The following is a 19,809-nucleotide window of genomic DNA, read 5'->3' on the forward strand; positions in this document are numbered from 1 at the left end:
GATCTTCGTCCTCCACGCGGCGTTGCGTCGTCAGGCTTGCGCCCATTGCGAACAATTCCCCACTGCTGCCTCCCGTAGGAGTCTGGGCCGTGTCTCAGTCCCAGTGTGTCCGTCCGCCCTCTCAGGCCGGATACCGATCGTCGCCTTGGTGAGCCGTTACCTCACCAACTAGCTAATCGGCCGCGGGCTCCTCTCCAAGCGCCAGGTCTTGCGATCCCCGGCTTTGATCTCCGCTTATCCAAAAGCAGGATGTTATGCGGTATTAGCGACCCTTTCGGGTCGTTATCCCCCACTTCGAGGCAGATCACCCACGTGTTACTCACCCGTTTGCCACTCTACTCACCCCTTGCGGGGCTTTCGCGTTCGACTTGCATGTGTTAGGCACGCCGCCAGCGTTGATTCTGAGCCAGGATCAAACTCTCATGTTAAATCGGCTCGCCCTTCGCTCGCCCGCATCCGCAGGCGCGCGCAGGACAGACCTCGTTTAACGCGAGAAGCCTGTTTGAATCGGCTCTCTCTACGTTGTTCAGTTCGTCAAGTAATGAGTGGTTCGCATCTCGCCGCCGATCAGAACTGAAGACCGGTCAACGACTTGCGATGCGCCACCCGCTGATACTCGACGGGTTGTGCTTGCACGTTCTATCTAGTTTTCAAAGAACCGGAACTGCCGTCCCCCCTGCCACATCGACCGTGTTTGGGGGAACCTTCCAATCTTACTAACGCCTCGGGGCGTTGTCAACCCCTCGCCTTCTCTTTTCTCTTCATCTCCTCGCGCCGGCCGCTCTCCGCGGCGTGGCTCCGACTTGAAGCGACTCATCGCGGGGCGTGTTCCAGCCGGGGGATGGGTCGAGCCGAGAAGGCTTGCTCTAGAAGATGCCCGGCGGACCGCGCCGAACCCACCCAATATACGATCGTAAGCGATTGACTGTCAACCTCTTGCGATCACGCCGCCACCCAGCATCTGCAGCGGCGGCTTCGTCGGGGCGGAAAGGCAGTATAGGAATTCGGCTCGCGCCGATCAAGCACAGCAGCAGCACTTTTTCCGCGCACGGCCGTCTCTGCCGCGCCTCTACCGCCGTCCAACCCGGCCGACAATCTCGACCGGATAGCGCTCGCCAGCCTGGAACGGCGCCCGCTGCCGCGGATCGAAGAAGCGCACCCGCGTCGGCGCATGCACCTCGGCAAACGGGGCCCAGTCGAGCCGGCCGTACCGCTGCCCCCTGAACCGCGCACGGAACCGCGCCTGCTCCGCGTCCTCGAGCGCGAAGATCGCGACCCTTCCCGACGCCCGGAGCGCGTCGATCACCTCGTCCAGTCGATCCGCGGCAATCGCATCCCACGTCAGACTGGCGCGCCGGCCGTAATAGCGCACGCTGCCGCTCTGCTGGACCGCCAGCACCACCGCCTGCTCGGTGAGCGCCCGTCCGGCATAGTCGCCGGCGAGACGGAACCGCGACTCCAGGATCGCCAGCTCGAACACCGCGCGCCGCCCGGCGACGTGCACGAACCACGCGCCCAGCGTGAGCACCACCACGGCGGCCGCGGCGCCGATCGCCCACGGACGCACGCGCGGCAGCAACTGCAGCAGCCGCATCACCACGAGCATCGCCAGCACGAGCATCGGCGGCAGCGCCGGCAACAGGAATCGGAGGTACCACCAGTCGTCGAACACGGTGTAGGCGAGATAGGTCGCCACCGTCAGCGCCGCGGACGCGGCTGCCACCAGCACGATCCGGCGCTGCTCGCGCCGCCACGGCAGCAGCGGCGCGATCGCCGCCAGCGCCACCAACGGCGTGTGAGTCTCGAACAGCCACCGCGGATACCGCGACAGGTTCGGACCGACGTGGGCGAGCGCGAAGAGCACGTCCGTCGCGCCGTACCCCGACGCCAGCGGCGATCCGTACCGCACCGCATTCAGCGCCAGCATCGCGGCCAGCGCCGGCAGCGACGCGCCAGCGAACCGCAGCCACGAGGCCGCGCGCCAGGGCAGGAGCGCGAGCAGCGGCAGCGCGAGCACCGCCATGTTCGGGCGCATCAGGACGGCCGCCGACGCGCAGAGTCCGGCGGCGATCTCGCGCGCCGCGCGGCCGCGCGCCGGTTCGTTCTCGCCGGCGGCGCTCAATCCGACGAGCGCCGCCAGCCACAGCGCGGCGGCCGGCACGTCGCTCATCGGCTGCACCGCCTGATACAGAAAGATCGGGCTGCACGCCAGCAGCACGGCGGCGCCCGCGCCGGCGAGGTCGCTGTGGAGCGCGCGCCCGAGGCGGAATGTGCACCACACGGCCAGCACCGCGAACAGCGGGACGACGAGGAAGACGGCGTCGCGGCTGACGAGCGCGGCGGGAACCATGGCGAGCGCGAGCCCCGCCGCGCAGATCGGCACCGCGTCGTGCGGCGGCGCCGGCGACGGCACGAAGCCGATTGGCGCGAACGCCGCCGGCGGAACGATCGCGGACGCCAGCGGCAGCGGCGGCGGCAGACTGGCGCGGCCGTGCGCGAACGCCTCCGCCTGCAGCACGTAGCAGGAGGAATCGGAACCGCCCGCCGCACGCGTGCTCCAGGCAATCGACACGACGAGCGTCGCCGCCGCGGCCACCGCCGCGACACGGGCGGGGAGGCGGCCGGCATCCCCGGCGAGCCGGCGCAGGAGGCGACGCGACTCGGGCGTGCCGAGCAGCGGCCACGCGATCCCGGCGAACGCCGCGGCGACGTACAGCGGACGGATCGGATCGCGCGCCACGAAGCGCGAGACGCCGGTGTGCACGCTGATGCCGCCCGACAGCGCGAGGATGGCGGACCACGCCACCGCGATGCACGCGGCGGCGGCGCACGCCGCTCCGGCGTGGTGTCGTATAGTGGCGGCGCGGCGCATGCGTCTATCCGTCATCATCCCTGTTTACAACGAAGAGCAGACCATTCATGAAGTGCTCGAGCGCGTTGCCGCCGTGGACCTCGGCGCGATCGAGATGGAGATCGTCGTCGCCAATGACGGATCGACCGACGGCACGCGCCGCGCGATCGACGATCGGCGGCTGCCGCCGGACCTGCCGGTGCATGTCTACCACAGCCCGATCAACCTCGGAAAGGGCGCGGCCGTCCGGCTCGGCCTGGCCTTCGCCACCGGCGACGTGCTGCTCATCCAGGACGCCGACCTCGAGCTCGATCCGAACGAGTACACGCGGCTGCTCGAGCCCATCGTCGCCGGCCGCGCCGAGATCGTCTACGGATCGCGATTCCTCGCGCCCAGCGCCAACGTGCCGATGAAGTCGCGCACGGCGAACCGTTTCCTCACGATGCTCACCAACCTGCTGTTCGGCGGGCGGCTCACCGACATGGAGACCGCCTACAAAGTGATGCGGCGGGAGGCGCTCACAGGGATCCGGCTGCGCTGCGTCGGCTTCGACATCGAACCGGAGTTGACCGCGCGCCTGCTGCGCGCCGGCCGGAGGATCGTCGAGGTCCCGATCTCGTACAACCCGCGACGGCTCGACGAGGGCAAGAAGATGCGCTGGATCGACGGCGTCGACGCGATCTATACACTGCTGAAATGCCGCCTGACCTCCTGAGGAGGTGGCCGCTCCTCGTCGCGCTCGCGATCCTCGGCTTCGGCGTTCCGCTGTCGCTCGGCGCGCGCGCCTCCCTGCCGCCGCCCGTCTACTTCCTCCACGATCAGCAGCACTACCGGGAGATGGCCACGCCGGGTGCGGCGCGCCGAGTCGCGCCGTACTCCTGGCGGCTCCTGCCGTCCGCCATCGTGCGGGCGACGGGGCTGCCAGCGGGCACCGGTTTCCACGCGCTGACGCTGACGGCGCTCGCGCTCATCCCGCCGGCGATCGCGATCATGATGGCGGCAGCAGGGATCTCCGCCGGCACCGCGCTGATGGCCGGCGCGATCGCGGCATTCGCGCCGGCCGTCGCCGGATACCTGTCGTGGGACTTCATCCGCCCGGACGGCCTCTCGCTGCTCTTGATCGTGCTCGCCGCCTCGGCGGCGATGCGCGGCCGTCCGGTGGTGTTCGCGGCCGCGATGGCCGCGCTCAGCGTCACCAAGGAAACCTGGGTCATCGCCGCGGCGTTCGCGCTGGTCTGGTCGCGCGCCTACGCGCGGTCGTTCTGGAAATCGGCGCTGGCCGGAACGCTGCTCGCCCTCGCGGCAGCGGTGGCGGTGCGGCTGGCGATCCCCTCCGCGGAGCCGTACTCGTGGGCCGCCAACGCTCGCGATCTCTACTGGCCTCTCGATCCGCGGACGGTCTCGCGACGGCTGCTCCTCGCGACAACCGGGACGTGGACCGTACTCACACCGCTCGCGGCGTTCGCGCTCGCGCGGCACGCCGGCGAGCCCCGCGCGTGGACGGTCGGGCTCTGCGTGACGATCGCGACGGCGCAGATCCTGGTCGCCATCGACACGCAGCGCCTGGTCGCCGCCGCGCTGCCGTTCATCCTGCTCGCCTGTGCGTGGGAACTCGATCGCCTCGACCCGACGCCGCGCGCCGCCGTGGCCGGCGCGCTCGCCGCCGCGCAGATCCCCTGGCTCCTCAGCTACGCGCGGATCTGGACGCCGCCGCTGCGCGGCATCGAAATCGTCCTGCTGGCCGCCGCGGCCGCCGCCGCGATCCTCGCCAGGCGTCAGCGCAGCTTGACGATGTGATGGTCTTTGCGCCCCTTGCGGAGGACGAACAGCGTGCCGCCGATCGCGTCGGCCGGCGTGAGCCGCGCCCGTTCCTCGGTCGCACGGACGTTGTTCACGTAGATGCCGCGGCTCTTGATCAGCCGCACGGCTTCGCTGCGCGACGGGGCGAGCTTCACCGTGGCGAGCAGCTCGGCGAGCGGCATGCCGTCGGGCGGCAGCGACAGCTCCGTTGACGGGGCGTCTTCGAACACCATCAACACGTCCTGGATCGCGGCGTGGCGGATGTCCTCGCCGAACAGGACGTCGGCCGCCCGTTCGGCGCGCTGCACCTGATCCTCGCCGTGGACCAGCGCGGTCACGTCGCGCGCCAGCGCGCGCTGCGCCTCGCGGCGCTCCGGCCGCTCGCTGACCGCCTGCGCGAGCGCGTCGATCTCTTCACGCGGCTTGAAGGTGAAGAACTTCAGGTAGCGCACCACGTCGCGGTCGTCGGCGTTCAGCCAGAACTGGTAGAAGCGGAACGGGGAGGTGCGCGCGGCATCCAGCCACACCGTCCCGGCCTCGGTCTTGCCGAACTTCGTACCCGCCGCCGTGGTCATCAGCGGCCACACCAGGCCGTGGACCTTGCGGTTGCGCAGCTTGCGCACGAGCTCGATGCCGGCAGTGATGTTCCCCCACTGATCGCTGCCGCCCATCTGCAGCGTGCACTGATAGCGGTCGAACAGCTCGAGGTAATCGCGCGCCTGCAGGAGCGGGTAGCTGAACTCGGTGAAGGAGATGCCTTCGTCGCTCTCCAGCCGCCGGCTCACCGCCTCCTTCTGAAGCAGGTAATTGACCGTGAAGTACTTGCCGGTGTCGCGCAGGAAGCCGAGCAGGTCGAACGACGCCAGCCAGTCGGCGTTGTTGATGATCCGCGCGGGATTGGTGCGGCTCTCGAAGTCGAGCACGCGGGCGAGCTGCGGCCGGATGCCGGCGATGTTGCGCTCGATGTCCTCGCGCGAGAGCAGCGGCCGTTCCTGCGTGGGTTTGGGATCGCCGATCATCCCGGTGCCGCCGCCGACGATCGCAATCGGGACGTGCCCGAACCGCTGCACCCGCGCGAGTCCCAGCATGGTGAGCAGCGAGCCGACGTGCAGGCTGTCGGCGGTGGGATCGAAACCGATGTAAGTGGTCACCGGCCCGGCGGCGAGCGCGTCGCGCAGGCCGTCGGTCGACTCCGACACCATGCCGCGCCAGAGCAGGTCCTCGTACAAATCCACGCCAGCCATCGCCCGTACTATATTGCTAATATCAGGCTGCATGCCCGCCGAAGGCCGTGCGGCCCGTCCCTCCGTGTCGATCACGCGCCGCAATCTGCTGAAGGGTCTGTTCGGCGTCGGGCTCGGCGTCGCGACCGGCACCGCCGCGCACGGCTTCCTCTACGAGCGCCATCATCTCGAGCTGACGCGGCTTCGCTTTCCCGTCGCGGGTCTGCCGGAGCCGCTGCGCGGATTCCGCATCGGCGTGCTCACCGACATCCATCGCAGCAAGGACGTCTCGCACGACATGGTGGCGCGGGCGGTGTCGCTGATCATGCGCGAGGCTCCCGATCTGATCCTGCTCGGCGGCGACTACGTCAGCTTCGGCGACCGCCGCTACGCGCAGCCCGCCGCCGAGGCGCTGGCGCCGCTGTCCGCGCCGCACGGCGTCCTCGCCGTGCTCGGCAACCACGACGACGATCGCGAGGTGCCGGCGGCGCTGGCCGCGAAGGGATTCACCGTCCTGCGCGACGCGCGCACGCGGCTGACGCTGCGCGGCGAGACGGTGGACTTCGCCGGCATCCGCTTCTGGACCTACAAGGCGATCGACATCGCGCACGTGGTCCGCGGCGCGGTGCCGATGACGTTCCTGCTGGCGCACACGCCGAAGCGGCTGTTCGAGGCGCAGCAGCTCGCCGTGCCGGCGGTGATCAGCGGGCACACGCATGGCGGCCAGATCGTCCTGCCCGGGATCGGCGCCATCGCGGCGCGCGAGTTCCCCGTCGTCTCCGGCGTGGAACAGCGGCAGGGCACGTCGATCTTCGTCAGCCGCGGCGTGGGTACGGTCTACGTGCCGGTGCGGATCAATTGCCCGCCGGAAGTCGCGGTGCTGACGCTCGAGCCGGTCGCGCGCGCGTAGCCGCGCTCACTTCGCGGCGCGGACGAAGCGGCGCCCTTCGATCCGCCATTCCCGCGCCAGCACCAGCCCCACGGCCTCCGGATAGATCTGGTGTTCGGCGTCGAGGATCCGCGCCGCGAGCGTCTCCGGCGTGTCGTCGTCTTCGACCGGGACGGCGCGCTGCAGAACGATCGGACCGCCGTCGAGCTCGCCGGTGACGAGGTGCACGGTGGCGCCGGCGACCTTCGTGCCGTACGTCCACGCCTGGCGCTGCGCGTCGACGCCCGGAAAGGCGGGGAGGAGCGACGGGTGGATGTTGAGGATGGCATCCGGGAAGGCGTCGAGGAAGGTCGGGCCGAGCAGGCGCATGAACCCGGCGAGGCAGACGAGCGCGACCTGCCGCGCGCGGAGTTCGGCGACGACCGCCTCCTCGAAGGCGGCGCGCGTCGGGAAATCGCGATGGGGGATGGCGACGGCGGGGATGCCCGCCGTCCGCGCCCGCGCGAGACCGTCGGCGTCGGCGCGGTTGGCGATCACGACGGCGATCTCGGCGCGGAGCCGGCCGTCCGCGATCGCGTCGATCAGCGCCTGCAGGTTGCTGCCGCGCCCCGAGATGAGCACGCCGACCCGCCGTCCGGGGTCAGACGCCAATTCGAGGCCTCCGGCGTGAGGTCGGGGTCTGACCCCGATTGACACGGGCCGGCCGCGGCGAGACCGTGTCGGTTCGATCGCCATGGCGATCGGCATCATCGCCAGACCGCGGCGGTTCACTCCTGGCGGATGCGTGTATCACGTGTGCAACCGGGGCTCGCGAAGGGCGTGATCCTGGAGACGTCCGAGGATTATGCCGCGTTCTGCTCGTGACTGGAAGAAGCGGGAGGCAAGAGGCCGATCAGCCGTCGTAGCGGACGTGCGGCTCGGACGAGGAGGATGCGGCGATCGCGCCGATGACGCGCCCTTCCCCGTCGAGGGAGGCGAGCGCGCGCTCGGCGTCAGCGGGCGCGACGACGAGAATCAACCCGACGCCCATGTTGAACGTGCGGAGCATGTCTTCGCGCGGCACGCCGCCGGCGCGCTCGAGCCACTGAAAGATCGGCAGCACGTTCCACGAGCCGAGGCGGACGACCGCCTCGGTGCCCTGCGGAAGCACGCGCGGCAGGTTGTCGGTGATGCCGCCGCCGGTGATGTGGGCCATGCCCTTGATCGCCGCGGACTCGAGCAGCGGACGGACCACCGGCAGGTACGAGCGGTGCGGGGTCAGCAGCGCATCGCCGACCGACGTGCCGAGCTCCTCGACGCGATCGCTCACCGACAGCCCGAGCTTCTCGAACGCGATCGAGCGCGCCAGCGAGTAGCCGTTGGTATGCAGACCCGAGGACGGCAGCCCGATCAGCACGTCACCGGCGCGGATCGAGCGGCCGTCGATCAGACGCTCGCGCTCGACGGCTCCGACGATGAAGCCGGCGACGTCGTACTCGCCGTCGGCGTAGAACCCGGGCATCTCGGCGGTCTCGCCGCCGAGCAGCGCGCAGCCGTTCTCGCGGCAGCCCCGCGCCAGTCCCTCGACGATGCGGACCGCGACGTCGGGATCGAGCCGCCCGGTCGCCAGGTAGTCGAAGAAGAAGAGCGGCTCGGCCCCCTGGACGAGGATGTCGTTGACGCAGTGGTTGACCAGGTCGAGGCCGACGGTGTCGTGGATGCCGGTCAGGAACGCGACCCGCAGCTTGGTGCCGACGCCGTCGGCGCTCGACACCAGGATCGGATCGCGAAAGCCGCGGGCGCCCAGGTGAAAGAGCCCGCCGAACGATCCCAGCTCGGAAACCACGCCGCGGGTGTGCGTGCCGCGCGCGAGCCCGCGGATGCGGCGAACCACTTCGTTGCCGGCGTCGATGTCGACGCCCGCGCTTCTATAGTCCATACCCAGCCGTGCGGCGCCGCTCGGCGGCGCGCCTCTGCCCTCTTCCTGCACTCGCCGTCGCCGTCAAAACTCCAGCACCTGGATCAGCGTGTCCGCGACCTTGCGCTGCGCGGATCCCTCCGGCGCCTGCCAGTACGAGCGGCGGACCGTCGCGAAGAACCGCTCTTCCTCGAAATCCTCCTCGAGCATGTCGAACGCGTCGCGCAGGAGCAGCGCCGCGTCGCGGAGATCCTCGCGCGCGCCGAACAGCTTGACGGTGAGCGGCGTGTTGCGCAGCGCGACGGTGCCGAGCGCGAGCGCGATCGGCGCCCGGCCGGGGTCGCGCGCCTGAATGCCGGCGTCGAGCAGCGTGACCGCGGCGCTGTCGCGGCCGGCGATCGCGAGAGCGCCGAGCGCGCGGGCCGAGGCGCGCAGCAGGTCCTGGAAGCCGATGTTCGCCAGCGCGAAGTGCAGCGTATCGGTGACGAACTTCTGATGTGACTCGCAGTTGATCCCGAGCAGGCAGATCGCGGCGGCGACGGCCGGCTGGCGCGCGCGCGGCGCCGTCCGCTGCAGCGCCTGCAGCACCGGCAGCGCGCGCTTGTCGCCGATCTTCCCGAGCGCCAGAATCGCGTCTTCCTGGAGCGGCCCGTCGAGCTTCGCGACCTCGCTGATCGGGGCGAAGGCATAGCCGGCGCGGTAATCGCCGAGCGCGTCGATCACGGCGCTGCGATACAGATCCTGGCCGCGCATCACCAGGGAGGCGAGCTGCTTCTGCGCCTCGGGCTCGTCGCCGTAGGCCGCCAGGGCGCGCGTCAGCGCCGGACGCACGAACTCGCCGTCCTCTTTCTCCAGCGCCTTGATCAGGCGCGCCGACATGCCGCGCTCCTTGTTGTGCTCGAAGTAGGCGTAGGCCACGGTACGCAGCCGATCGTTGGGCTCGTCGAGCGCCGCGCTCATCACCTCGCGGGCGCGGCTGTCGTTGAACCCGGACAGCAGGACCAGCGCGCGGAACCGCACGTAGCCGTCGGCGTGGCCGGTCGCCGCGGCCATCAGCGCCGGCACCGCCTGCGCCGGCGCGGCGCGGCGGACTTCACGCGACGCGGCGGTGCGAACCGGCGCCTCGAACTTGCCGAGATTGTCGATCGACGAGCGGAGCGTGGCCGCCGGCGGAGACTGGAGAGCGGCGCCGGCGAACGCCGCGAGGAGCGCGGCGGCGGCGATCTTCATTCGACCACCTTCAGCGCGAGCTGCAGGTAGGCCTTCTCGTCGCGCGGAAACGCCACCGGATAGACGCCGGTGTAGCACGACGTGCAGTACGACCCGCGCTCCTTGCCGACCGCGCCGAGCAGCCCCTCCATGCTCAGATAGGCGAGGCTGTCCGCCTCGATGAACTCGCGGACCTGGTCGAGCGTGTGGGTCGCGGCGATCAACTCCGCCTTGTCCGGCGTGTCGACGCCGTAGAAGCACGGCGACACGGTCGGCGGGCAGCTGATCCGCAGGTGGACTTCCTTGGCCCCCGCCGCCCGCACCATCTTCACGATCTTGCGGCTGGTGGTCCCGCGGACGATCGAATCGTCGACCAGCACCACGCGGCGCCCCTCCAGCACGCTGCGCACGGGATTGAGCTTGATGCGGACGCTGAAATGCCGGATCGCCTGCTGCGGCTGGATGAACGTGCGGCCGACGTAGTGATTGCGGATGAGCCCCATCTCCATCGGGATGCCGGACGCCTCGGCGAACCCGGTGGCGGCACAGACGCCGGAGTCGGGGATCGGACAGACGACGTCGGCGTCGACGCGGGACTCGCGCGCCAGCATGCGCCCCAACTCGGTGCGCACCTCGTTCACGCTGCGGCCGAACACGTAGCTGTCGGGCCGGGCGAAATACACGTGCTCGAACACGCAGTGCGCCAGCGGCGCCGGCGGAAACGGACGCAGCGAGCGAAGTCCGCCATCGCTGATCACCAGCAGCTCGCCGGGCTCCACGTCGCGGAGGTAGGTGGCGCCGATGAGATCCAGCGCGCAGGTCTCCGAACAGACGATGTAGGCGCCGTCGAGCCTGCCGAGCGCGAGCGGCCGGAACCCGTGCGGGTCGCGCGCCGCGATCAGGCGATCCTTGGTCATCATCGCCAGCGAGAAGGCGCCGGTGACCTGGGAGATGGATTCGACCAGGGCGTCTTCGACGGCATGCTCGCGCGAGCGCGCGTAGAGGTGCAGGACGACTTCGGTGTCGCTGCTGGTCTGGAAGATCGAGCCGTCGCGCACGAGCCGATCGCGCAGCTCGCGGGCGTTCACCAGGTTGCCGTTGTGGGCGATGGCGATCTGTCCGTGCGCGCAGTCGATCAGGATGGGCTGCGCGTTCTGCAGCTTGCTCTCGCCCGCGGTCGAGTAGCGGGTGTGGCCGATGGCAATGTGTCCGGGCAGCGCCTCGAGGCTGCGCTCGTCGAAGGCGTCGGCGACGTGCCCCATCGCGCGCGAGATGCGCATCTTCACGCCGTCGGCGCTCGCGATGCCGGCGCTTTCCTGCCCGCGGTGCTGCAGCGCGTACAAGCCGAGATACGTGAGGTTGGCCGCTTCGGGGTGACCGAAGATGCCGAAGACCCCGCACTCGTCCTTGAACTTGTCCAGCGGCACGCCGTTGACCGATGCGCTCTGGCTCATGCCACCGCCCTTTTGAAATACCGCTCGAGCGCGGTGCTCCACAGACGCTCCGCCTCCGTGACGGCGACGTCGATCGCGCTCCGGCCATCCACGTGGATGGCCAGCCGCGATCCGCCGGTGGTGCCGATGCGCCGCGCGGGCACCCCGGCGGCCGCGGCACGCGCCAGCAGCTCCTGCTCTTTGGACGCCTCCACCGACACGACGATTCGCGACGCGGTCTCGCTGAAGAGCTCGACCTCGCTGGCGAGGTCGGCGGTCACGCCGACGCCTCCCGTGTCGAAGCTGCATTCCGCCAGCGTGACCGCAATGCCGCCGTCCGAGCAGTCGTGCGCGGAGCGCAGCAGCCCGGCGGACGCGCTCTCGGTCACCAGCCGGATGAGCGCCGCCTCGCGGGCGAGATCCAGCGCCGGCGCATCGCCGCGCACCAGGCCGTGGATCGTCTTCAGGTACTCGCTTCCGCCGAGCTCCCCCCGGTCCTCGCCGAGCAGCACGACCGCGTCGCCGCTGCCGCGGAACGCCCGGGTGAGCACACGCGACGCGTCCTCCATCAGCCCGACCACCCCGATGATCGGCGTCGGGTAGATGGCGCGGCCGTCCGTTTCGTTGTAGAGGCTGACGTTGCCGCCGGTGATCGGCACGTCCAGCGCGCGGCACGCGTCGGCGATCCCCTCGATCGCCTCGACGAGCTGCCACATGATCTCGGGACGCTCGGGATTGCCGAAGTTCAGGCAGTTCGTCGCGCCGATCGGAACGGCGCCGGCGCACGCCACGTTCCGCGCCGCTTCGGCGACGGCCAGCATCGCGCCGCGCCGCGGGTTGAGATAGCAGTAGCGGCCGTTGCCGTCCGTCGAGATCGCCAGCGCCCGCTCGGTGCCCTTGACGCGGACGACGCCCGCCGTCATGCCGGCGGCGGCGATGGTGTTGGTGCGCACCATCGTGTCGTACTGGCGGTAGACCCACCGCTTGCTCGCGATGGTGGGGGATGCCAGCAGCGCGAGGAGCGCCTCGCGGGGCGGCACCTGCTTCAGCCGGGCGGCGTCGAACGTTCCCACGTCGTCGAGATACGCCGGACGCGCCGCCGGCCGGTCGTAGACCGGCGCCTCGTCCACCAGGGCGGTGTTCGGGATCTCGGCGACGACGGTGCCGTGGTCCTTGACGCGCATGATGCCGTCGGTGGTCACCTCGCCGATGTGGGCGGCATGGAGATCCCACTTCTCGAAGATCTTCTCGACCTCGGCTTCGCGCCCCTTCTTCACCACCAGGAGCATCCGCTCCTGCGATTCCGACAGCATGATCTCGTAGGGGGTCATGCCGGACTCGCGCTGCGGCACGTGCATGACGTCGATCTCGACGCCGGCGCCGCCGCGCGACCCCATCTCGCAGGTCGAGCAGGTCAGCCCCGCGGCTCCCATGTCCTGCACGCCGATGAGCGCGTCGGTCGCCATCAGCTCCAGGCAGGCCTCGAGCAGCAGTTTCTCCATGAAGGGATCGCCGACCTGCACCGCCGGCCGCTTCTCCAGCGCCTTCTCATCGAACTCCGCCGACGCCATCGTCGCGCCGTGGATCCCGTCGCGGCCGGTCTTGGCGCCGACGTAGTACACCGGGTTGCCGGCGCCGGAGGCGTTGCCCTTTACGAGCGCGTCCGCCTTGACGATGCCGAGGCACAGCACGTTCACCAGCGGATTGCTGGTGTACGGCTCCTCGAATGCGATCTCCCCGCCGACGGTCGGGATGCCGATGCTGTTGCCGTAGCCGGCGATGCCGCTGACCACGCCTTCCATGATGCGGCGCGTGCGCGCGGCGTCGCCGGCGCCGGCGCCGGACGGCGCCGACGCGTCGAGCGGGCCGAAGCGGAGCGAATTGAGCAGCGCGATGGGGCGCGCGCCCATCGTGAAGATGTCGCGGATGATGCCGCCGACGCCGGTCGCCGCCCCCTGGTACGGCTCGATGAACGACGGGTGGTTGTGCGACTCGATCTTGAAGACCGCGGCGAGCCCGCCGCCGATGTCGACGGCGCCGGCGTTCTCCCCCGGGCCCTGCAGCACCCGCGCGCCTCGCGTCGGGAGCTTCTTGAGATGGATGCGCGAGCTCTTGTAGCTGCAGTGCTCGGACCACATGACCGAGAAGATGCCGAGCTCGGTCTCGGTCGGCTCGCGCCGGAGCGATCGCTTGATGCGCTCGTATTCCTCGGGTGTGACAGTCATCGGTATCGAACCATGAAATAGCACGCCACCGCGAGATCGACGACGCCGACCATCGCGAATGCGACGGCGAGGGCCCGCGCGGTTCCCGGCCGGTAGGGCAGCCAGCCCGCCCAGGCGATCCCGCCGGCCGCGAAGAGCACGAGTGCGCTCAACGACAGCAGCGTGCCGACCAGCCGCGCATTGCCGCGGGCATCGGTCATGCCGTCCGCGCCGCGCCCTCGCGCGCCAGCGAGGTGACGACCGACTCGAACAGGATCAACCCGTCGGCGCTGCCCAGCGGCGACTCGCAGGCGCGCTCGGGATGGGGCATCAGGCCGACGACGTTCCGCGCCTCGCTGCAGATTCCGGCGATGCCGTTCACCGCGCCGTTGGGGTTGGCGGCATCGGTGGCCTCGCCGCGCTCGTCGCAGTAGCGGAAGATCACGCGCCGGTCGGCTTCGAGCTGGCGGACGACCTCCGGGTCGGCGTAATAGTTCCCCTCGCCGTGCGCGATGGGCAGCCGCAGCCGCTGCCCCTTCACGGCGGCGGCGGTGAAGGGGGTGTCGGTCTGCTCGACGCGGACCGTGACCTGCTCGCAGTGGAACTTCAGATCGCGGTTGCGGAGCATCGCGCCGGGGAGCAGCCCCGATTCGAGCAGCACCTGGAACCCGTTGCAGATGCCGAGCACCGGTCCGCCGCGGCGGGCGAACTCCTGGATCGCGGGCATGATCGGCGAGAAGCGGGCAATCGCGCCGGTCCGCAGGTAATCGCCATGGGCGAAGCCGCCGGGCAGGATGACGACGTCGGCGCCTTTGAGGCCGCGGTCCTTGTGCCAGAGGAACTCGGCATCCTGGCCGAGCACGTGCTTCGCCGCGTGGTACGCGTCGTGATCGCAGTTCGATCCCGGAAACACCACGACTCCGAATTTCATCCGTTGCCTCCGCCCGGCAGGGCGGCGTCCGCCCTTCCCCGCCGCACTGCGCTACTCCACTTCCACCCTGTAGCTTTCGATCACCGGATTCGCCAGCACCTTGTCGGCGACCTCCGACGCGAGCGTCTTCGCCTGGTCGGCCGACGCCGCCGCGATGTCGAGCTCGAAGAACTTGCCTTGCCGCACGTCGCCCACGCCGGTGTATCCCATCGAATGCAGCGCATCGGCGATGGTCTTGCCCTGCGGGTCGAACACGGACTTCTTGAGCGTCACGAAGACTCTTGCTCTCATGGCCTCTTCTCGAGTTCGATCCGCCGGGCGGTGCCGGCACCCACGAGCTCCCGGTTGAACACGCGATCGATGACGGCATCGACGTTGCGCAGCTGATCGTTCAGGTCGAACGCCTTCTCGACCTCCGCCGGCGTGAGCACCGCCATCACGTCCGGGTCGGCGAGGAACAGCGTCTTGAAGTCCTTCTCCTCGTGGAACGCGCGCATCGCGTTGCGCTGCACCCACTCGTAGGCCTGCTCGCGCGAGATGCCGCGTCTGGCCAGCTCGAGGAGCAGCGTCCCCGAGAACACCACGCCGCGCGAGCGGCCGAGATTCTCGAGCATCCGCGCCGGATACACCACCATCCCGCGGACGATGCGGGTGAACCGGCGCAGCATGTGATCGAGCGCGATGAAGCTGTCGGGCAGGATGACGCGCTCGACGGAGGAATGCGAGATGTCGCGCTCGTGCCACAGCGCGACGTTCTCCAGCGCCGCCATCGCGTTGCCGCGCACCAGCCGCGCCAGGCCGACGATCTGCTCGCAGCCGATCGGATTGCGCTTGTGCGGCATCGCCGACGAGCCCTTCTGCCCCTTGCCGAACGGCTCCTCGACCTCGCCGATCTCGGTCTTCTGCAGTCCGCGGATCTCGAGCGCGAACTTCTCGAGCGACGCGGCGGTGATCGCCAGCGCGGACAGCAGCTCGGCGTGGCGGTCGCGCTGGATCACCTGCGACGACACCGGCGCCGGCTGCAGGCCGAGGCGCTCGCAGACGCGCGCCTCGATCGAGGGATCGAGATGCGCGAAGGTGCCGACCGCGCCGGAGATCTTGCCGACCGACACCACGTCGCGGGCGCGGAGCAGGCGATCCAGGTCGCGCTGCAGCTCGGCGTACCAGAGCGCCAGCTTGAGCCCGAACGTCATCGGCTCGGCGTGCACGCCGTGCGTGCGGCCGATCATCGGCGTGCGGCGATGCTCCTCGGCGCGCTCGCGCACCGCTTCCATCGACGTGCCGATGTTGCGGACCAGCAGAGCGCAGGCCTCGCGCATCTGGATCGCCTGCGCGGTGTCGATGACGTCGGAGGAGGTCAGCCCGAAGTGCAGCCACCGCGCCGACGGCCCCACCTTCTCGGCGACGGCGGTGGTGAAGGCGATCACGTCGTGCTGTGTGACCGACTCGATCTCCTCGATCCGCGCGATGTCGAAGCCCGCCCTGGCGCGCATCTCCGCGGCGGCCTCGCGGGGCACCAGACCCGCCTCCGCCATCGCGTCGGCGGCGGCAAGCTCGACGTCGAGCCAGGTTTCGTAACGGCGGCGATCGCTCCAGATCGCGCCCATCTCCGGATGGGTATAGCGTTGAATCATCCCAGATCCAGCTGCGCCCGCGTCACCTGCCGCGGCGCCGGCCCGACGATCGTCGCCGCCAGCGACCCGTTGGCGAACAGATCGCTCGCCACCCGCACCACGTCCTGTGCGCTCACCCGTTCCACGCCGGCGAGCGTCTCGTCCAGCCCGAAGTGCCGCTCGAAATAGATCTCCTGCCGCGCCAGGTGCGACATCCGGCTCGCCGTGTTCTCGAGGCTGAGCATCAGGCTGCCCTTCAGATGATCCTTGGCGCGCCGCAGCTCGGCGTCGGGGACCGGCTGCTTCATCCGCCGCAGCTCCTCGACGCAGAGATCCACCACTTCGGGGACGGCCTCGTTGGCGCACCCCGCGTAGATCGTGATGTTGCCGGCGTCGCGATAGGCGCTCAGGCCGCTGAACACCGCGTAGGCGAGCCCGCGCTTCTCGCGGACGTTCTGGAACAGCCGCGAGCTCATCGACCCGCCGAGCACCGTGTTCATGATGTAGCTCACGTACCGGTCGGGATGATTCTGCTGGTAGCTGTTGGTGCCCAGGCACACGTGGCTCTGCTCCAGCTCCTTCGAGCGGAGCATCACCTGCGGCACCACCCGCGGCACGCTGTCGCTGTAAGGGCCGGCGTCGGTTCGCAGCCCGCCGAACGCGCCGTCGACCAGCTCCCGCAGCCGCGCGTGCTCGACGTTTCCCGCCGCCGACACGATCAGATTCGGCGCCACGTAGGCGGCGTCGAAATACTCCTGCAGGATCTCGCTGGTGAACGACTCGACGCTCTCACGCGAGCCGAGAATCGGCCGGCCGAGCGCGTGCCCCTCCCAGAAGTGCTGCGTGAACAGCTCGTGCACCAGATCGTCCGGCGTATCCTCGACCATCTTGATCTCTTCGAGGATCACCTTCTTCTCCTTCTCGATGTCGTCCGGATCGAACTTCGGATTCATGACGATGTCGGAGAGGAGGTCGACGGCGGTCGGCAGGTGCTCGTCGAGCACTTTGATGTAGTAGCTGGCGTACTCCTTCGCGGTGAAGGCGTCGAGCTGGCCGCCAATCGAATCGATCGCCTGAGCGATGTCTTCCGCCGTCCGGGACGCGGTGCCCTTGAACAGCATGTGCTCGACGAAATGCGCGATCCCCCCCTGCTCGATGCGTTCGTGCCGGGAGCCGCGCGTCAGCCACACGCCGATGCTGACGGACCGGACGTGCGGCATCGACTCGGTGATGAGACGAAGACCGGTATCCAGGACCTCGCGTGTGACCATGCCGGATTGTGAGTCTAACTGCTTGACTGAGAAGGGATTACGGGAGCCGAAATCTGCAGGGATGTTATCACGCGATCCGCCTGTCGCGCAACCGGGGCCGAGCCGAAAAGCCGTGCTGGACGGCCGGAGTACAATCGAAGATCCGGGACCTTTCAATGATCACCGAAGCGCGCCACGATCTCGCGGAACTGGAACTCGCCGAACTCGAGCAGGCGCTCGAATCGATGGGGCACCCGCGTTTTCACGGACGCCAGCTGTTTCAATGGGTGCACAAGCGGGGTGTGACCGATTTCGGTGAGATGACCGACCTCGGCCGCGACCTTCGCTCCGCCCTCGCCGGCAGCTTCCGCATCGTCACGCCCGAGCTGGTGCGGAAGGAAAAGTCGTCGGACGGCACGACCAAGTTCCTGCTGCGCCTCGAAGACGGGCAGCTGATCGAATCGGTGTTCATTCCCGATACGCCCGCCAACACCTTCTGCCTGTCGACGCAGGTCGGCTGCGCGATGAAGTGCGGCTTCTGCCTCACGGGCAAGATGGGGATCATCCGGAATCTCACCGCCGGCGAGATCGTCGGACAGGTCCGCGTGCTGGCGCGCGAGCTGCACATGCTGCAGTCGCGTTTCAACATCGTCCTGATGGGGATGGGCGAGCCGCTGCACAACTACGACGCGGTGATGAAGGCGCTCCGCATCCTCGCCGACGATCACGGCCTGAGCGTCAACCCGCGGCGGGTGACGCTGTCGACCGTCGGCGTGCTGCCCGCGCTCGAGCGTCTCGCGACGGAGCCGCTGATGCCGAACCTCGCGATCTCGCTGCACGCGACGACCGAGGATCAGCGCGACCTGCTGGTGCCGATCAACCGCAAGTACGGGCTGAAGGAACTGCTCGACGCCTGCCGCCGTTTCCCGGTGAAGCGCCGCGAGCGGATCACGTTCGAGTACGTGATGCTGAAGGACGTCAACGACACCGACGAGGACGCGCGGCGCCTCGTCCGGCTGTTGAACGGCGTCAAGGCCAAGGTGAACCTGCTGCCGCTGAACGAGGCGGCCGGGATTCCCTACGAGCGGCCGTCGGAGGCGCGCATCAACCGCTTCGCCCAGATCGTCGCCGAGCGCGGCCTCACCGTCTCGGTGCGCAAATCGCGCGGCCGCGACATCCGCGCGGCGTGCGGGCAGCTGATTACGGAGTCGACGCGGCTGCGATCCCCCGCACAACGGCTGGCGGCACTGATCCAGTAGGACCGACCTCCAGGTCGCCGCCTGCCGGTGGAATCCTGACCGCCACGCGGGTGTTTCGCGCAATCCCCGGCGCGATTCGCACCTTCAGATAGTTGTCCGTCACTACCAGCGTGCCGTCCTCCAGCGTCAGCCCGGGACGCACGGTTCCCGCCTGCGACGCCCGGAAGCGCCGCGACAGCCCCACGCCGATCTCCCGCAACTGCGCCGCGCGCTCGCGGATCACGGCGCCGTGCACCTTGTCCCGCATCGCAGTCGCCGCGGTCCCCGGACGATCCGAGTAGGGGAACACGTGCAGGTGCGTCAGCGGTGAGGCCGGCAGGTACTCCAGGTTCGCGGCGACGTCCGCATCGGTCTCGCCGGGGAACCCGACCAGCATGTCGGAGCCAATCGACGCGTGCGGCAGCCGCGCGACGATGCCGTCGACGAGCCGGCGGTAGTAGCCGAGCGTGTACGGCCGGCGCATCGCGGCGAGGACGCGATCGCTGGCGTGCTGCAGCGGCAGGTGAAAGTGCGGCATGAACCGTCCGCTGCCGGCGACGAAATCGACGATCGCCGGGGTGCAGTCCATCGGCTCCAGCGAACTGACGCGGAACGTCACGTCGCCGCGGACGCGGTCCAACGCGCGCAGCAGATCGAGCAGCGACGCGGCAGGCGCCAGATCGCGGCCGTAGGACCCGAGGTGCACGCCGGTGACGACCACTTCCTTGAAGCCCGCCTCGGCGGCGCGCTCGACGTCCGCCACCAGCGCCTGGATCGCCGCGCTGCGCGACGCGCCGCGGGTGGCCGGGATGATGCAGTAGGCGCACTGCTCCTCGCATCCCGTCTGCGCGCGGATGGTGAAGGCGGTGCGGCCGGCAACGCCGGGTTCGACAGGGGCGCCGCACGGGCCATCAGGCGGGTCAGCACCCAACGTCCGGGCAAAACTCAGCTTGTCGCTGTTGCGGACGACGGTGACGGGCAGCGCCGCGAAGTCGTCCTCGCACCTGGTCGCATAACAGCCGGTCGCGACGATCTTCGCGGACGGATTGGCGCGCGCGATGCGGCGGATCGCCTGCCGCGCCCCCTGGTCCGCCGTGGCGGTGACCGAGCAGGTGTTGACGACGACGACGTCGGCGTCACACGACGGCGCCTCGACGCCGCCGCGCGCACGCAGGTCCTCCTCGATGCGCAGCGAATCCGCGTGGTTCACGCGGCAGCCGAAGGTGACGATCGCGTATTTCACGGCTTACGACTCAGGCTCCGGCACAAAG

At 69.5% G+C, this 19,809-nt stretch carries 17 protein-coding genes and 1 rRNA gene; 4 read left to right on the forward strand and 14 right to left on the reverse strand.

The features are described 5' to 3' along the window. Both VFK57_07125 and VFK57_07130 read right to left on the reverse strand, forming a co-directional pair. Positions 1-428, reverse strand: a 16S ribosomal RNA gene (locus VFK57_07125); the annotation flags it as partial. A gap of 641 nt (positions 429-1,069) precedes the next feature. Then, positions 1,070-2,887: a glycosyltransferase family 39 protein gene (locus VFK57_07130; GenBank protein HET7695463.1), complete on the reverse strand. Its 1,818-nt coding sequence runs from the start codon at positions 2,885-2,887 to the stop codon at positions 1,070-1,072. Between VFK57_07130 and VFK57_07135 the strand changes: the two genes are divergently transcribed. Both VFK57_07135 and VFK57_07140 read left to right on the forward strand, forming a co-directional pair. Further along, complete coding sequence (locus tag VFK57_07135) at positions 2,871-3,566, forward strand: glycosyltransferase family 2 protein (GenBank protein ID HET7695464.1); 696 nt, start codon at positions 2,871-2,873, stop codon at positions 3,564-3,566. The genes VFK57_07130 and VFK57_07135 overlap by 17 nt on opposite strands. Further along, positions 3,548-4,648 (forward strand): hypothetical protein, encoded by a 1,101-nt coding sequence (locus VFK57_07140; protein HET7695465.1) that lies wholly within the window; start codon positions 3,548-3,550, stop codon positions 4,646-4,648. The genes VFK57_07135 and VFK57_07140 overlap by 19 nt, the downstream gene beginning before the upstream one ends. On the opposite strand, the gene tyrS is transcribed toward VFK57_07140, so the two are convergent. Continuing rightward, a complete protein-coding gene (tyrS, locus tag VFK57_07145; protein ID HET7695466.1) occupies positions 4,627-5,895 on the reverse strand; it encodes a tyrosine--tRNA ligase in 1,269 nt (422 codons plus the stop codon). The genes VFK57_07140 and tyrS overlap by 22 nt on opposite strands. Positions 5,896-5,926: 31 nt before the next feature. Here tyrS and VFK57_07150 point away from each other — a divergent pair, with 31 nt between their 5' ends. Continuing rightward, on the forward strand, positions 5,927-6,784 hold the full coding sequence (locus VFK57_07150; protein ID HET7695467.1) for a metallophosphoesterase: 858 nt from the start codon (positions 5,927-5,929) through the stop codon (positions 6,782-6,784). Positions 6,785-6,790: 6 nt separating this feature from the next. Here the strand turns inward: VFK57_07150 and purN are convergent, their stop codons facing one another. From purN to VFK57_07200, 10 genes are all read right to left on the reverse strand, one after another. Next, positions 6,791-7,414 (reverse strand): phosphoribosylglycinamide formyltransferase, encoded by a 624-nt coding sequence (gene purN, locus VFK57_07155; GenBank protein HET7695468.1) that lies wholly within the window; start codon positions 7,412-7,414, stop codon positions 6,791-6,793. Positions 7,415-7,655: 241 nt separating this feature from the next. Then, positions 7,656-8,681: a phosphoribosylformylglycinamidine cyclo-ligase gene (gene purM / locus VFK57_07160; protein HET7695469.1), complete on the reverse strand. Its 1,026-nt coding sequence runs from the start codon at positions 8,679-8,681 to the stop codon at positions 7,656-7,658. A gap of 63 nt (positions 8,682-8,744) precedes the next feature. Then, positions 8,745-9,890, reverse strand: a complete 1,146-nt coding sequence (locus tag VFK57_07165) for a HEAT repeat domain-containing protein (protein ID HET7695470.1) — start codon at positions 9,888-9,890, stop codon at positions 8,745-8,747. After that, positions 9,887-11,323 (reverse strand): amidophosphoribosyltransferase, encoded by a 1,437-nt coding sequence (gene purF, locus VFK57_07170; protein HET7695471.1) that lies wholly within the window; start codon positions 11,321-11,323, stop codon positions 9,887-9,889. The genes VFK57_07165 and purF overlap by 4 nt, the downstream gene beginning before the upstream one ends. After that, entirely contained in the window at positions 11,320-13,527 is a 2,208-nt protein-coding gene (gene purL, locus VFK57_07175) for a phosphoribosylformylglycinamidine synthase subunit PurL (protein HET7695472.1), read from the reverse strand. The genes purF and purL overlap by 4 nt, the downstream gene beginning before the upstream one ends. After that, complete coding sequence (locus tag VFK57_07180; protein ID HET7695473.1) at positions 13,524-13,727, reverse strand: hypothetical protein; 204 nt, start codon at positions 13,725-13,727, stop codon at positions 13,524-13,526. Before VFK57_07180 ends, purL begins: the two co-directional genes overlap by 4 nt. Further along, a complete protein-coding gene (gene purQ / locus VFK57_07185) occupies positions 13,724-14,437 on the reverse strand; it encodes a phosphoribosylformylglycinamidine synthase subunit PurQ (protein HET7695474.1) in 714 nt (237 codons plus the stop codon). Before purQ ends, VFK57_07180 begins: the two co-directional genes overlap by 4 nt. 51 nt (positions 14,438-14,488) lie before the next feature. Next, positions 14,489-14,728 (reverse strand): phosphoribosylformylglycinamidine synthase subunit PurS, encoded by a 240-nt coding sequence (gene purS, locus VFK57_07190; GenBank protein HET7695475.1) that lies wholly within the window; start codon positions 14,726-14,728, stop codon positions 14,489-14,491. Then, positions 14,725-16,071 carry an adenylosuccinate lyase gene (gene purB, locus VFK57_07195; protein ID HET7695476.1) on the reverse strand — a complete coding sequence of 449 codons (1,347 nt, stop codon included), beginning with the start codon at positions 16,069-16,071 and terminating at the stop codon, positions 14,725-14,727. The genes purS and purB overlap by 4 nt, the downstream gene beginning before the upstream one ends. Next, complete coding sequence (locus tag VFK57_07200) at positions 16,068-17,321, reverse strand: pitrilysin family protein (protein ID HET7695477.1); 1,254 nt, start codon at positions 17,319-17,321, stop codon at positions 16,068-16,070. Before VFK57_07200 ends, purB begins: the two co-directional genes overlap by 4 nt. A gap of 155 nt (positions 17,322-17,476) precedes the next feature. On the opposite strand from VFK57_07200, the gene rlmN reads away from it, so the two are divergent. Next, complete coding sequence (rlmN, locus tag VFK57_07205; protein ID HET7695478.1) at positions 17,477-18,559, forward strand: 23S rRNA (adenine(2503)-C(2))-methyltransferase RlmN; 1,083 nt, start codon at positions 17,477-17,479, stop codon at positions 18,557-18,559. Here the strand turns inward: rlmN and VFK57_07210 are convergent. Further along, complete coding sequence (locus VFK57_07210; protein ID HET7695479.1) at positions 18,501-19,781, reverse strand: MiaB/RimO family radical SAM methylthiotransferase; 1,281 nt, start codon at positions 19,779-19,781, stop codon at positions 18,501-18,503. The two genes, rlmN and VFK57_07210, sit on opposite strands and share 59 nt — an antisense overlap. Positions 19,782-19,809: the final 28 nt, after the last annotated feature.

The sequence above is a fragment of the Vicinamibacterales bacterium genome (genome assembly GCA_035699745.1).
Classification (GTDB): Bacteria; Acidobacteriota; Vicinamibacteria; order Vicinamibacterales; family 2-12-FULL-66-21; genus JAICSD01.

Coding starts and splice junctions, on each gene's coding strand:
- purQ (HET7695474.1), bottom strand. CDS start 14,437: ATGAAATTCGGAGTCGTGGTGTTTCCGGGATCGAACTGCGATCACGAC.
- VFK57_07135 (HET7695464.1), top strand. CDS start 2,871: ATGCGTCTATCCGTCATCATCCCTGTTTACAACGAAGAGCAGACCATT.
- purS (HET7695475.1), bottom strand. CDS start 14,728: ATGAGAGCAAGAGTCTTCGTGACGCTCAAGAAGTCCGTGTTCGACCCG.
- VFK57_07165 (HET7695470.1), bottom strand. CDS start 9,890: ATGAAGATCGCCGCCGCCGCGCTCCTCGCGGCGTTCGCCGGCGCCGCT.
- purM (HET7695469.1), bottom strand. CDS start 8,681: ATGGACTATAGAAGCGCGGGCGTCGACATCGACGCCGGCAACGAAGTG.
- VFK57_07180 (HET7695473.1), bottom strand. CDS start 13,727: ATGACCGATGCCCGCGGCAATGCGCGGCTGGTCGGCACGCTGCTGTCG.
- purF (HET7695471.1), bottom strand. CDS start 11,323: ATGAGCCAGAGCGCATCGGTCAACGGCGTGCCGCTGGACAAGTTCAAG.
- VFK57_07130 (HET7695463.1), bottom strand. CDS start 2,887: ATGACGGATAGACGCATGCGCCGCGCCGCCACTATACGACACCACGCC.
- purB (HET7695476.1), bottom strand. CDS start 16,071: ATGATTCAACGCTATACCCATCCGGAGATGGGCGCGATCTGGAGCGAT.
- purL (HET7695472.1), bottom strand. CDS start 13,527: ATGACTGTCACACCCGAGGAATACGAGCGCATCAAGCGATCGCTCCGG.
- rlmN (HET7695478.1), top strand. CDS start 17,477: ATGATCACCGAAGCGCGCCACGATCTCGCGGAACTGGAACTCGCCGAA.
- VFK57_07140 (HET7695465.1), top strand. CDS start 3,548: ATGCCGCCTGACCTCCTGAGGAGGTGGCCGCTCCTCGTCGCGCTCGCG.
- VFK57_07150 (HET7695467.1), top strand. CDS start 5,927: ATGCCCGCCGAAGGCCGTGCGGCCCGTCCCTCCGTGTCGATCACGCGC.
- tyrS (HET7695466.1), bottom strand. CDS start 5,895: ATGGCTGGCGTGGATTTGTACGAGGACCTGCTCTGGCGCGGCATGGTG.
- VFK57_07200 (HET7695477.1), bottom strand. CDS start 17,321: ATGGTCACACGCGAGGTCCTGGATACCGGTCTTCGTCTCATCACCGAG.